The organism is Helicobacter rappini (genome assembly GCF_900198625.1).
In the GTDB taxonomy this organism is placed as follows: domain Bacteria; phylum Campylobacterota; class Campylobacteria; order Campylobacterales; family Helicobacteraceae; genus Helicobacter_A; species Helicobacter_A rappini.
Window position 1 is genome coordinate 12,500 of sequence record NZ_FZPK01000005.1, and the last position, 12,541, is coordinate 25,040.

Sequence of the window (12,541 nt, forward strand, 5' to 3'; positions counted from 1 at the left end):
TTTTTGATAATGTTCATTTGACATTACATGCCTCCAAAATATTGTTAAATAGAATGCTATTAAGCGTAAAATACAAAATCATAATGTTCCTTTAAATGTTTAAAAGTGATTCCATAGTTTATAGATTGTTCTTTTGTAATCAACATATTATAAAAAAGCAATCTATAAAATAAATGTAGTATAAAAATATTCGGGGATTTTTACCTATTTAGATTCTAAAACCTATAAGAAAGCTTAAGAGATTCTAAAACTCTAGAATCTAGTTTAGAATCTAACAAGTAAAAAGATGTATTTGCTCCAAAACTAAATCAAACTATTTTATTTTCTCAACAAGACTAGCAAATGCACTTGGATTGCTATATGCCATATCCGCAAGTATCTTTCTATCAAGCTCAATGTTTGCCTTTTTCAATGCAAACATAAACTTTGAATAACTCATGCCATGCAAACGACACGCCGCATTAATACGCACAATCCACAACTTTCTAAAGTCTCTTTTCTTCTGCTTTCTATCTCTAAAAGCATAGCACATACTTCTTTCAAGCTGCTCTTTTGCTTTTCTAAAATGCTTGCGTCTGCCGCTATAAAAGCCACGCGCAAGTTTTAGAATCTTTTTATGTCTTCGTCTTCTTACAATACCTGTTTTAACTCTCATGGTTTCTCCTGTAACTTTACCTTAAATTTTAAGGTGCAAACATATTGTTTAAACTTTCCCTTATCTCTCTTCAATCTTTAAGGACTAAATAGAATCTAAGGGGACAATCCTTTATCCATAAATGGATACACATAGCATACTTAAATAAGTAGCCAACCTAACTCATACACAATAAACTTTTGACAGAATCTAAGTTTGTGTCATGCACATAATGTGGCGAATTGAGTCTTGCTTTGCGTTTTGGCGACTTTTTTGTCAAAATATGGCTTTTAAAAGCACTGCCTCTTTTGACTGCATTTTTTTTCACCTTGAAACGCTTTGCAGCACCACGATTAGTCTTCATCTTTGGCATTATTTCTCCTTTCGTAAAATAAAGCTAGAATTGTAGCATAAAAATCTAGCTTTTTGGCTTATTGTTTGGCATCATCAGGATACTTGCGTATTTTCCCTCGATTTTTGCCTCTTTGTCAGCATGGGCTATATCATCTACCATAGCAATGACTCGCTTTAGCATTTCAAAGCCACCTGCTGGATTTTGCATCTCTCTGCCACGCAGATAAACGCGGAATTTTACATGCTTACCCTCTTCAAAAAACTCTCTAGCATGTTTCACTTTGTAATTTATATCATTTTGGGCAATTTGAGTTGATAGCTTGATTTCTTTAACTTCAACTTGCTTTTGCTTCTTTTTTGCTTCTTTTTGCTTCTTTTCTAATTGATAGCGATACTTGCCATATTCTACTATTTTGCAAACAGGTGGCTTTGCATTTGGCGATATACACACTAGGTCAAGCCCCTCATTATAAGCAAGATTCTGTGCTTCTTTTGCACTCATAATACCTAGCTGCTCACCATCTTCGCTAATGCACCTTACTTCATCAAAGCGAATTTTTCCATTTACTAATGTTTCTTCTTTACTCAAAAGCTAACCTCTCTATGTAGATTTGAAGTTTTTTCTAAGAATTCTTGCATACTCATTTCATACTGCATATTTTCTCCAGAATCCATCTTCATGCGTCTATCGCGTATAGATACACTATTGTTATTAAGCTCTTTATCACCAATAAGTGCAATCATAGGCACTTTTTGTTTCTCTGCTGTGCGTATTTTTTTATTGAGTGACTCATTTTTCAAGCTTAACTCTGCATAAATACCCCGCAATCGTAACTCATTCTGCAAATTCTGTGCCATACTCACATGAGACTCATTAATAGGGATAATAATCACCTGCGTTGGGGCAATGAAAAATGGAAATTCCCCGCCAAAATGCTCTGTTAAAATCGCTACAAACCGCTCAAAGCTACCTAAAATCGCCCTATGAATCATAACAGGCATAGCATGTTCGTTGTTCTCATCAATATAGCTTAGATTGAATCTCTCTGGTAAATTCATATCAATTTGGATTGTGCCACACTGCCATTTTCTACCTATTGCATCAGTGATTTTTATATCAATCTTTGGTCCATAAAATGCACCACCGCCTTCATCTACTTGATAGCTAATATTATTACCTGCAAGGGCATTTTGCAAGGCTAAAGTAGCACTCTCCCACACAGAATCTTCGCCGATTGACTGCTCTGGTCTAGTGGATAGCTCCATTTCATAGCTAAATCCAAAGGCATTCATAATCTTATGCGTAAAACGCAAGATATTATTCACCTCATTTTCTATTTGCTCTGGACGACAAAAGATATGTGCATCATCTTGTGTAAATTCTCTCACACGAAGCAATCCGTGCAAAACGCCACTCTTTTCATGCCTATGCACCACGCCATATTCATAGAATCTTAATGGCAATTCTCTATAACTTCTAATGCTATTTTGATACACCTTTATATGTCCTACGCAATTCATAGGTTTAATGCCATATTCCACTTCATCAATGGTAGTAAAATACATATTTTCTTTGTAATGCGTATAATGTCCGCTAATCTTCCATACATCACTTTTTAGAATCTCAGGACATCTTACAGGTTCATATTCATTGAGTATTAAAGCCCTTGTTAAAAGCTCTTCTATGCGTCTTCTAAGCCTTGCACCTTTTGGTAACCATATCGGCAGACCAGCCCCCACATCTTCTTCAAATGTGAAAAGCTCCATTTCTACACCAAGCTTTCTGTGATCTCTTTTCTTTGCTTCTTCTAACTGAAAAAGATATTGCTTTAGATTCTCTTTCTCCGCAAAAGCAATGCCATAAATCCTTGTTAAAACTTCAGAATCTTCATCGCCACCTAAATACGCCCCAGAAATCTTTGTAAGCTTAAAAGCCTGTAACAACTTTAAATGCGGTAAATGCGGACCACGACATAAATCCTCAAAATCCCCTTGCTGATATATGCTAAAATCATCGCCTTCTATCTTACTCATCACCGCTTGTTTTAATTCATCTCCACTGAAACGCTCTATTGCTTCCTTGCGACTTAAATGAATTTTTGTGAGTTTATGTCCCTTTTTTGCGATTTCTTTCATCTTGCTTTCTATTGTAGCTAAGTCATCAACCCCGATTTTAGAATCCACCTTAAAATCATAGTAAAACCCCTCATCTACAACAGGACCGACAAAAAACTTTGCCTCTGGATAAAGGGCTTTAATCGCTTCAGCAAGTAAATGCGCACAAGTATGACGGATAATTTCATGTGCGTTTGGTGTGTCAGTAAAATAGATAGGTTCAAGTGATTGCGTATTGAGATTGTTTTCTGCTGCTGTCTGTGTGTCGATAATGCTATTATTATGTATATAGCCAATAATTTGTTGCAATGTCTGTATTCCTTAATATCAGTTAATGTATTGTGCTTTACAATACACAAAAAATCTAGTAATTATACAAATGATAACTGAATCTATGCTTAAAATTTGATGAATAACTTCATGCAATACAAGCATTTATATGGTGTTTTAGCGACTAAAATTTAAACACTTTAACCCTAGTCATCTTTAAACACTGCTGAAAAACCGCCAATTTTGTAATTCCATTTAGATTCTATAAACCACTTTGTCATATTCGCAATATATCCGCTTACTTCTTTTGTGCCAATGACACCTATTGCATATCCAGCACCAATAGAGCAAATACTTCCACGCAGGATAAATTCAAATTGTGGAATAAGCTCTTTTTGTAACACTTCCCCTTTTTGTTCTGCATACAAAAGTGTTTCTAGTGTTTGTGCTAGATACTCGCCTTGCTGCTGTGCTAATTGTGCTGTTGGCGGATAGAATCTACCCGTCTTTTCATCTTTTAATGCCGCACAATCTCCAAGCACAAAAATATTATTCATTTCATTTTCTTGATTTATGGGCTGCAAGTGAGAATCTACCTCAACTTTGCTTCTCCCACTTTTAAAAAAGCTAGAGTTTGCTATAACTTCATTGCCCTTTACCCCTGCTGTCCAAATAATTGTATTTGCTAGAATCTCTTCATTCTTACCATCTCTCTCAATCACAACAGCCCCCATTTTGCATTCAAGAATCTTTGAGCTTGTAAGGACTATAATGCCTAATTCTTTAAGCTTTGTTAAGCCAAGCTGCATGAGATTTTCACTAAACATAGGCAGAATCTTTGGCATTGCTTCAATACAATAGATTTTAACAAGACTAAAATCAATGCCCCGCGTTTCGCATTGCTTTTTTATTTCTTGTGCGAGAGAGCCGGCAAACTCAATGCCAGTGAAGCCACCACCGCACACAACAAATGCTAGATTCTTAGAATCTTTATCATTTATGTAGGCTTGTAATTTCTCTTCAATATTTTTATAAATATTTTTTGCACTATCATAGCTGACTATGCTTTGTGTATATACGCCAACTCCGGGTATCCCAAAGCTATCAGAGCTAAATCCAAGCCCAACGACTAGATAATCATACTCATATGTAGCATTCACGCATTTTACACTTTTAGAATCTATTGATACAACGCTATCTTGTATAAGATTTACTCTCTCGTCAAGAATCTCTTGCAAAGGAAATAGCACGCTTTTATCATGCTTACCACTTGCGACATCATGCAGGGCGATTGTCTTATAATGATAAGAGGTGTTATTAATAAGGCTAAATTCCGCTTGAGAGAATACATCTCTGTTTATAGTTGTAAGTAAAGCAATGTTGCCATAACCAGCACCAAGCATTAAAACTTTTTTCATCTCTATGTCCTTTCAAGTAATAAAAAAATCATTGTAACGGACAGAGTTTAACAAGCATATAAAATTCTAGCATTTTACTCACTAAATTGCTTTAAGAATTTTTTTAGATTCTTTGCGGCTTGTCTGATACGCTTTTCATTCTCAATTAATGCGATACGCACATAACCTTCCCCCGCTTTGCCAAACCCAGCCCCCGGACTTACTGCAATCTTTGCTTCAACTAAAAGTCTTTTTGCAAACTCTAAACTGCCTAAATGACTGCATTGCTCTGGAATCTTCGCCCAGATAAACATACTAGCCTGTGGTTTTTGCAATTCCCACCCTGCTTTTTTAAAGCTTTCAATCATGACTTCCATTCGCTTTTCATAAGTTTTTCTAATCTTTATGACATCATCATCGCATTTATTTAAAGCAATTGTAGCAGCAACTTGAATGGGCGTATAGATTCCATAATCAATCCAGCCTTTAATCTTTTGCAACGCTTCAATAATCTTTTTATTCCCTGCTACAAAGCCTATACGCCAACCCGCCATATTATAGCTTTTACTTAGAGTGTAAGTCTCCACTGCAACATCTTTTGCACCTTTGACTTCAAAAATGCTAGGTGTTTTAAAGTCGCCAAAATAAAGCTCTGCATACGCAATATCACTAATAATATAGAATCTCTCTTTTTTTGCTAGTTTCACAAGCTTTTCATAGAATCCTTTTTTTACAATCGTTGTTGTGGGATTATGTGGAAAATTTACAACTACAAACTTTGGCTTTGGAAAACTCTCATAAAGTGCTTTTTGTAAAGATTCAAAAAATGCCCTTTCATCAAGCTCATAATAATCATTATAAGTGATTCCAAAAGTGCTGACATTTGCACCATTGATAATAAAGGCATGATAATGTATAGGATACGCAGGCTCTGGCACAATCGCACAATCGCCAACATTAGTAATCGCTTGGACTAAATGCACAAATCCTTCCTTACTTCCCATGCCAACGCATGCTTCAAGGTTTGGATCAAGATCTACATTAAACCGCCTTTTATACCATTCACAAAGTGCTAATCGTAATTTATAGATACCCTTGCTGACAGAATAGCCTTGATTCTTCGGCTTTTTCGCACTCTCACAAAGCTTATCTATAACTACTTTTGGTGGCATACCATCAGGATTCCCCATAGAAAAGTCAATGACATCTTCATTGTTATGCCGCATTTGCATTTTTATTTCATTTATCGCACTGAAAAGATATTTTGGCAAACGATTAATTTTCCCAAATTGTATTTCATCAAACATGGCTTACTCCTACAATAGAATGTAAATATTGTAGCGTTTTGTTAGCATTAGCGCAAGTTTTAGAATCTATTTTTCTAAAATTTCTATAAAGAAACTCTGCAAATTATCAAAGTTTTAGAATCTTTTATATATTATCCCAACTTTCATATATACGCGATTGTCGCACGGCTTCATATAGCACTGCCCCAGCACTTGTAGCAAGATTAATACTACGCACACCCTTTTGCATGGGAATCTTATAGATTTGATTTTTAAAAGATTCTAAAATGTGTAAGGGAAGTCCTGCATCTTCTCTACCAAAATATAAAAATGCTCCGTGTTTTAAATCCGCTTCAAAATATAGCTTTTTTGCCTTTGTGCTAAAGAAAAAATGTGTAGCATCTGGTGTATATGTTTGCCAAAAAGATTCTAAATTCGCCCATTCATACACTTTTAAGTGTTGCCAGTAATCAAGTCCAGCCCGTTTTAAGTCTTTTTCTTTTGTGCTAAATCCTAAAGGGTGGATTAAATGCAGCATTGCATTTGCTGCGACACAAAGTCTGCCTATATTGCCTGTATTTTGTGGAATCTGTGGTTCTACAAGCACGATGTGAAATAAAGATTGCATAACTATCCTAAAATATTGATTTTATGTAATGTTGAAATATGTGAAATGTATTTTACATTTTTTACAGATAAAAGGCAATTTAATTTTTAATTACTAAGCCTTAAATATTTTTAGATAGAGTGTAGCATTTTGATTAAGAGAGGATAAGACATGAAACGCGTATTGGTCCCATTAGCACAAGGTTTTGAAGAGGCTGAATTTATAGGCATTGTTGATGTATTGCGAAGGGCTGGAGTGGAAGTTTTAGTCGCTGGATTAGAATCTAGTGGTAATATTAAGGGTGCAAATGGCATTGAGATTAAAGCGGAGTTAGCACTATCTAGCATAGATATAAACTCACTTGATGGCATAGCTCTTGCAGGTGGTTTCGAAGGTATGCAGAATCTATCCAATAATGCTAAGATTCTAGAAATCATACAAAGGCTACATAAAGATAAAAAGATTGTAGCAGCCATCTGTGCTTCACCGATTGTGCTTAATAAAGCGGGTGTATTATCAAGTGAATTTACTTGTTACCCAGGTTGTGAAGAGGGCATAAATGCAAAAAGGCTGAATGAAGCAGTGGTAATAAGAGATAATGTCATCACTTCTGCTGGTCCTGCGACTGCTATCTTATTTGGTCTTGCTATTACAAAAGCCTTAATGGGTGAAGATGTGTATAAAGGCTTATATGAAGGATTGCAAGTGCCTTTAACAAGGGCTTAGAGTTACGGAATCTCAAACTAAGTAGATAATATGACAAGAGCAATGCTTGATAAGTTTTTGCTTAGTGGAGTGCCACGGGCAATTTTGCTATATGGCGATAGTGATTTTTTGATTTCATATTATTCTAATATGATTCTAAAAAAGCTAAATAGTGAATGTCGGCGTATGTATTTTGAGGAATACGATCATCAAGAAGTGTTAAATTGCTTAGGTGTAAATAGCCTTTTTGGCGGGGTAAATATTCTCGCCTTAAAGCTTTATGCAACCTTAAATAAAAAGCAAATACAAGATATACTCTATATGCTAGAGCATAATGCTAATAGCTTTTTAATTGTGGAATTTTTGAAATCACCAACAATCACAGACGCAGAATATGCAAAAAGATTCAAAGCTATGGCGGCACTTTTTAAGCCGACTGCAAAGCTAAAAGATATATTTGAAGTAAGGCTTTATCCGCCATTTCGCGATGATATGGTAAAGATTCTATACAATCGGGCGTGTGAGCTTGGATTAAAGGTAGATTCTTCCTTGCTTAATTTCTTGCTTGATGTGCAGCATGATGATTTAGCTATCGCGCATAATGAGCTTACTAAATTTATCTATTATGAGACAATCACACCGCAGTTAATAGAAGAGTTAAGTTATAGTCTCGGTGATGTAAAGTTAGAATCTTTACTGAACTGCTTATTTGATAAACAAGGGCATTTGGGCTTAATACTTCAAACATTGCATGATGAGGGTATGGATAATATGGAGCTTTTGCGTGAGATTACACGATATTTTTATATTCTCTTTAAGCTTTATGGACATTCAAAAACGCATGGCAATATGGATTCTAAAGAAGTGCTAGGCTATAAAGCCCCGCCACAGCTTTTTAATGTGTGGCAAAGGCGAAGTCTCAAAATCACAACAGAAAAATATCTCATGCTTTTTGACATTATAAATACATGGCGTGTGCAACAACTACAAGGAAAAGATGTAGTTATGCAACATTTAATAGCAATTCAGCAAATTTTATGATATAATCCCATTTCCAAAAAAACCTTGCTCCAAGCATATCGTGTTTGGGGCGGAAACCATAAGGAGAATGTATGCGTCATTATGAAACGGCGTTTGTTTTAAAACCGACACTTGTCGAAGAGGAAATTAAGGCAAAGATAGACTTTTTTAAAGAAGTTATCTTAAAAAATGGTGGTCATATTGAGACTTGTTTGGATATGGGTATGCGTAATCTAGCATATCAAATAAAGAAGAATAGCAGGGGTTACTACTTTTGCATTTACTTTAAAGCAGACCCAACTTTGATTGCAGAGCTTGAGCGGTTGTATGGCATTAATGAAGAGGTATTGCGATTTATTGTCATTAAATATGAGAGCAAGAAAGAGCAAGAAGCATGGAAAACACTTGTTGAGAGAGCAAAGAAGCCAGAAAAGCCTAGAACTCTCAAAAAAGATGAAGATAGGGCAGAGAGAACACCTAAAAAAGAGAATGTCCAAAACGAAGAGCAATCTTCTCAGGCAGGACTTTAAGGTATAGGTAAGGCTTGTTGTTATGTTTAATAAGGTGATTATGGTAGGCAATCTCACAAGAGATGTTGAGCTGCGTTATCTTAACACAGGATCTGCACTTGCAACATTTGGATTAGCTTCTAATCGCAGATACAAGAAAGCCGATGGTATGCAGGTTGATGATACTTGCTTTGTTGATGTAACACTTTTTGGACGCACGGCGGAAGTGGCTAATCAGTATCTAAGAAAAGGTTCTAAGGTGCTTATAGAAGGTCGCCTTAACTTTGAAACATGGACTGATCAGCAAGGTGGAAAAAGAAGCAAGCATACAATCATTGCGGAAAGTATGCAAATGCTTGACACAAAGCAACAAAGCGAGTATGGGCAGAATGCTTATGGGCAAACAAATGGCTATGCAAATGGTTATGGTAGCAACTATGATTCTAACTATAATCAACAGCAAAACTATCAGCCGCAGTCCTACGACAGAAATGTTGGCAATCCGTATTCACAAAACACACAGCAAAATAACAATATGGGAATGCAAGGTGGCAATGTAGAACCGCCAGTCATTAATGTTGATGATGAAGAGATTCCATTTTAAATGTTGAGAAATTTTATACGAAAGGAAACACATGGAAAGAAAAAAATATTCAAAAAGGTATTGTAAATATACAGAGGCAAAGATTGATTTTATTGATTATAAAGATGTTGAGCTTTTAAAGCATTCACTTTCAGAGCGTTATAAAATCATGCCTCGTCGTCTTACAGGAAACTCTAAGAAATGGCAAGAAAGAGTTGAGGTAGCTATCAAAAGAGCAAGACACATGGCACTTATACCTTATGTTGTAGATAGAAAAAAAGTTGTTGAGAATCCTTTTAAATTGTAATTTAGATTCAGCACATTTATTTAGAGCTTATCTATTAATTATAGTATATTCTAATATCGCTTCGCTAAAGTTAAACTCGCTACATGAGAAGTAGTAATTGCAGTTTATACTTTGTTAAAGGCGTTTTTATTCTCTATTGTCTTATCCTTTAGATTCTTGTCGTGTTAAGCCTTTGAAAAAAGGCGAAATATTTTAAGGATTAAGGGGATTTTTTTGCTACACTCAAAATGATAGTTTTTATCTCATACCTACTTGTTATTATTGCGTTTTTGTCGCGAGAAATATTTGGCGTTGATAAAAAGTGAGCCATAGAAGCTGTTGAAATAGTTTGTACATACTTTGAATAGCTAAATATGTAACTTTTCTAGTTTATTGTCTGCATTTTCATTCATAAGCTATTAAGGCAAACCTTTGCTAGTCAAGATACAAGAGAATATGCCATATAGATTCTATACTTTCTTCAAAAAGCAAGTTTTTAAGACCACAACACCACATTTATCCACTTTCGCTTCGATTTCATCATCTTTATCTGTTAAGCGTATATTTTTTATTGTCGTTCCTCGCTTGATTGTATTTTGTGCGCCTTTTACTTTTAAGTCTTTAATAACACTGACACTATCACCAGCATTTAGCATTGTTCCATTTGAATCTTTTGCCATGTTTTTCCTTTTTCAAATATTGTAAATCCCAAATACTCATTACTAGCAATCTTAATTACAATAAGATCTCTTGTCAATAATGAATTTATGTTGAGAAAACATTATAGCAAAACAATATCCGTTTTTAAATTTTATATTCTCAAAGGTAAGCAAACACACAAAAGCATTATGTAGCCCATCACATTTGTTGCAGTATCTGTAATGTGAGTTTTGCGGCGGCTTGTTGGGCTGCTTTCTTGCTTACACCATTTGCACTCGCATATATTTTATTTTGAATCTTTACTTGCATGGTAAAAATCTTTTTATGATCTGGTCCTTCTTGTGAGAGCATTTCATAGCTTGGGATACAGCCAAATCGCTCTTGTGTGTATTCCTGCAAGCTTGACTTATAATCACTTGTTAGTAACTCCTCATTAATGCGAAACTCATTGTGCAGAATAGGATAAAACACGCGTTTTACAGAATCCAGCCCAGATTCAAGATAGATTACCGCCATAATTGCCTCAAAAGCATTACTCAAAATACTTGCTTTTAATCGCCCTCCATTATTAATTTCTGAAGTAGATAGATTAAGATATTCACCTAAATTAATGGATTGAGCGAGCTTACAAAATGAAGCTTCATTCACCAAAGATGCACGCATTTTTGATAATGAACCTTCATTTTTTTGCGTAAATGTCTCAAAAAGATACTCCCCTACAACTAAATCAAGCACAGCATCACCTAAAAACTCCAAACGCTCGTTATTATAAGGCTTTTTGAAAGATTTATGCGCTAATGCCTCTGCTAATTTTTTTTTATTCTTAAATGTGTAGTTTAGCTTCTGCTCCAATATATGGATATGTGGTGAGAGTGTCGTTTCCAAAATAACCCCTTAAAATAAATATTAAGCTAGAATTCTAGCAAAAAATATCAACAAACTCATATTCATGCGTTATGTAGGTAAGGCAAATTTTCTAGAATACGACCTAATTTACTACATGTATGTCAAGCAAAATAAAACTTTTGTGAATCTTAAACTAGATTCTATATAGTCCAACATATAATATACTAGTCTCTAGAATCTCGCTAAGTATTTCTTACAAGATATATAGCAAATAAAAGCATATCGTATTATTGATTTTTCAGCAATTTTAAGTTATAGTTAAAGATTTAAAATAACTTAATAAATACAAGAATAAAGCTTATTAGATTATATTGAAAGTGCAGTTTCTCATGGAAAGATTAAAAAAGCAATTACAGACCTTAGGCGAACTGGTAATGTTTGAGCATACCATTTTTAGTGCAAGTTTTATTGTGATTGCTATGATTGTATCATCAAACGCATTTTATGATAGCGGATTTTTTGGGTTTAAAACGCTTTTTTTATGTGCTTTTGCCCTAATCACTGCGCGTAATTTTGCTATGGCTTTTAATCGACTTTGTGATAGAGATATAGATTCTACAAATGAGCGGACAAAAAATCGCCCAAGTGTTGATGGTCGCTTGAGTCTTCCTGCTTTACTTCTTTTTTGTGTGATAAATGCGGTGCTATTTGTCTTTGTAAGCTATCTTATTAATGATTTAGCTTTTAAGCTATCTTTTCCATTTTTATTTATACTTGGCGTTTATAGTGTGATGAAAAGATTCTCATGTCTTGCACATTTAGTGCTTGGCTTATCGCTTGGACTAGCCCCTATTGCTGGGGATATTGCGGTGAGTGGTGCGGTGCATGTATGGACTATTTTTCTTAGTCTTGGAGTGCTATTTTGGGTGGCTGGATTTGATATTTTGTATTCCTTGCAAGATATAGAGCATGATAAAAGGCACAATCTCTATTCCATACCCGCACGATTTGGTGCGGAGAATGCGTTGCAAATAGCACGGATTTTTCATATCTTTTCTGTGTTTTTCTGGGCTTTATTCTTGCGTTTTAGCACGACTTATCATCTTGCTATTGTGGGGCTTATTTTATCGGCTTGTATGCTTTTTTATGAGCATTTGATTGTGAGAAAGGATTTTTGTAATATTCCTCGTGCATTTTTTACAACGAATGGATATTTGGGCTTTGTCTTTTTATTTTTCATTATTTTAGATAGCATAGTGAGGTTTTAGT

General features: G+C 35.1%; 15 protein-coding genes. 6 read left to right on the top strand and 9 right to left on the bottom strand.

What is annotated here, in order from left to right; genetic code table 11:
- Positions 1-313: 313 nt before the first annotated feature.
- The 7 genes from rplT to C6H17_RS01190 form a co-directional block, all read right to left on the bottom strand.
- Positions 314-655, bottom strand: a complete 342-nt coding sequence (gene rplT, locus C6H17_RS01160; protein ID WP_004087738.1) for a 50S ribosomal protein L20 — start codon at positions 653-655, stop codon at positions 314-316.
- Between the two features lie 157 nt (positions 656-812).
- Positions 813-1,007: a 50S ribosomal protein L35 gene (gene rpmI / locus C6H17_RS01165; protein ID WP_004087740.1), complete on the bottom strand. Its 195-nt coding sequence runs from the start codon at positions 1,005-1,007 to the stop codon at positions 813-815.
- 45 nt (positions 1,008-1,052) lie between these two features.
- Complete coding sequence (infC, locus tag C6H17_RS01170) at positions 1,053-1,577, bottom strand: translation initiation factor IF-3 (protein ID WP_004087741.1); 525 nt, start codon at positions 1,575-1,577, stop codon at positions 1,053-1,055.
- Positions 1,574-3,412: a threonine--tRNA ligase gene (thrS, locus tag C6H17_RS01175; protein WP_005217752.1), complete on the bottom strand. Its 1,839-nt coding sequence runs from the start codon at positions 3,410-3,412 to the stop codon at positions 1,574-1,576. Before thrS ends, infC begins: the two co-directional genes overlap by 4 nt.
- Before the next feature lie 167 nt (positions 3,413-3,579).
- Entirely contained in the window at positions 3,580-4,791 is a 1,212-nt protein-coding gene (locus C6H17_RS01180; RefSeq protein WP_005217753.1) for an NAD(P)/FAD-dependent oxidoreductase, read from the bottom strand.
- A 74-nt stretch (positions 4,792-4,865) separates the two neighbouring features.
- On the bottom strand, positions 4,866-6,077 hold the full coding sequence (locus tag C6H17_RS01185; RefSeq protein WP_005217754.1) for an LL-diaminopimelate aminotransferase: 1,212 nt from the start codon (positions 6,075-6,077) through the stop codon (positions 4,866-4,868).
- Positions 6,078-6,201: 124 nt separating this feature from the next.
- The gene (locus C6H17_RS01190) at positions 6,202-6,684 is read right to left on the bottom strand and encodes a tRNA (cytidine(34)-2'-O)-methyltransferase (RefSeq protein ID WP_005217755.1); all 483 of its coding nucleotides are present in this window, start codon (positions 6,682-6,684) and stop codon (positions 6,202-6,204) included.
- A 150-nt stretch (positions 6,685-6,834) separates the two neighbouring features.
- Between C6H17_RS01190 and C6H17_RS01195 the strand changes: the two genes are divergently transcribed.
- From C6H17_RS01195 to rpsR, 5 genes are all read left to right on the top strand, one after another.
- Positions 6,835-7,389 (top strand): DJ-1 family glyoxalase III, encoded by a 555-nt coding sequence (locus tag C6H17_RS01195; RefSeq protein ID WP_005217756.1) that lies wholly within the window; start codon positions 6,835-6,837, stop codon positions 7,387-7,389.
- 30 nt (positions 7,390-7,419) lie between these two features.
- Entirely contained in the window at positions 7,420-8,409 is a 990-nt protein-coding gene (locus tag C6H17_RS01200; RefSeq protein ID WP_005217757.1) for a hypothetical protein, read from the top strand.
- A gap of 71 nt (positions 8,410-8,480) precedes the next feature.
- A complete protein-coding gene (gene rpsF, locus C6H17_RS01205; protein ID WP_005217759.1) occupies positions 8,481-8,918 on the top strand; it encodes a 30S ribosomal protein S6 in 438 nt (145 codons plus the stop codon).
- A 22-nt stretch (positions 8,919-8,940) separates the two neighbouring features.
- On the top strand, positions 8,941-9,501 hold the full coding sequence (locus C6H17_RS01210; protein WP_005217761.1) for a single-stranded DNA-binding protein: 561 nt from the start codon (positions 8,941-8,943) through the stop codon (positions 9,499-9,501).
- Positions 9,502-9,532: 31 nt separating this feature from the next.
- Positions 9,533-9,787, top strand: a complete 255-nt coding sequence (gene rpsR, locus C6H17_RS01215; RefSeq protein ID WP_004087751.1) for a 30S ribosomal protein S18 — start codon at positions 9,533-9,535, stop codon at positions 9,785-9,787.
- 449 nt (positions 9,788-10,236) lie between these two features.
- Here rpsR and C6H17_RS01220 read toward each other — a convergent pair whose 3' ends face one another.
- The gene (locus tag C6H17_RS01220; protein ID WP_005217766.1) at positions 10,237-10,446 is read right to left on the bottom strand and encodes an alkylphosphonate utilization protein; all 210 of its coding nucleotides are present in this window, start codon (positions 10,444-10,446) and stop codon (positions 10,237-10,239) included.
- A 178-nt stretch (positions 10,447-10,624) separates the two neighbouring features.
- Positions 10,625-11,311, bottom strand: coding sequence for a ribonuclease III (gene rnc / locus C6H17_RS01225; protein ID WP_005217768.1), 687 nt, complete (start codon positions 11,309-11,311; stop codon positions 10,625-10,627).
- Positions 11,312-11,661: 350 nt separating this feature from the next.
- On the opposite strand from rnc, the gene mqnP reads away from it, so the two are divergent.
- Positions 11,662-12,540 (top strand): menaquinone biosynthesis prenyltransferase MqnP, encoded by an 879-nt coding sequence (gene mqnP / locus C6H17_RS01230; RefSeq protein WP_005217769.1) that lies wholly within the window; start codon positions 11,662-11,664, stop codon positions 12,538-12,540.
- Position 12,541: the final 1 nt, after the last annotated feature.

Excerpts from the sequence above, each read along its gene's own strand:
- rplT (WP_004087738.1), bottom strand. The coding sequence starts at position 655 with ATGAGAGTTAAAACAGGTATTGTAAGAAGACGAAGACATAAAAAGATT.
- rpmI (WP_004087740.1), bottom strand. The coding sequence starts at position 1,007 with ATGCCAAAGATGAAGACTAATCGTGGTGCTGCAAAGCGTTTCAAGGTG.
- C6H17_RS01180 (WP_005217753.1), bottom strand. The coding sequence starts at position 4,791 with ATGAAAAAAGTTTTAATGCTTGGTGCTGGTTATGGCAACATTGCTTTA.
- C6H17_RS01185 (WP_005217754.1), bottom strand. The coding sequence starts at position 6,077 with ATGTTTGATGAAATACAATTTGGGAAAATTAATCGTTTGCCAAAATAT.
- C6H17_RS01190 (WP_005217755.1), bottom strand. The coding sequence starts at position 6,684 with ATGCAATCTTTATTTCACATCGTGCTTGTAGAACCACAGATTCCACAA.
- C6H17_RS01195 (WP_005217756.1), top strand. The coding sequence starts at position 6,835 with ATGAAACGCGTATTGGTCCCATTAGCACAAGGTTTTGAAGAGGCTGAA.
- C6H17_RS01200 (WP_005217757.1), top strand. The coding sequence starts at position 7,420 with ATGACAAGAGCAATGCTTGATAAGTTTTTGCTTAGTGGAGTGCCACGG.
- rpsF (WP_005217759.1), top strand. The coding sequence starts at position 8,481 with ATGCGTCATTATGAAACGGCGTTTGTTTTAAAACCGACACTTGTCGAA.
- C6H17_RS01210 (WP_005217761.1), top strand. The coding sequence starts at position 8,941 with ATGTTTAATAAGGTGATTATGGTAGGCAATCTCACAAGAGATGTTGAG.
- rpsR (WP_004087751.1), top strand. The coding sequence starts at position 9,533 with ATGGAAAGAAAAAAATATTCAAAAAGGTATTGTAAATATACAGAGGCA.
- C6H17_RS01220 (WP_005217766.1), bottom strand. The coding sequence starts at position 10,446 with ATGGCAAAAGATTCAAATGGAACAATGCTAAATGCTGGTGATAGTGTC.
- mqnP (WP_005217769.1), top strand. The coding sequence starts at position 11,662 with ATGGAAAGATTAAAAAAGCAATTACAGACCTTAGGCGAACTGGTAATG.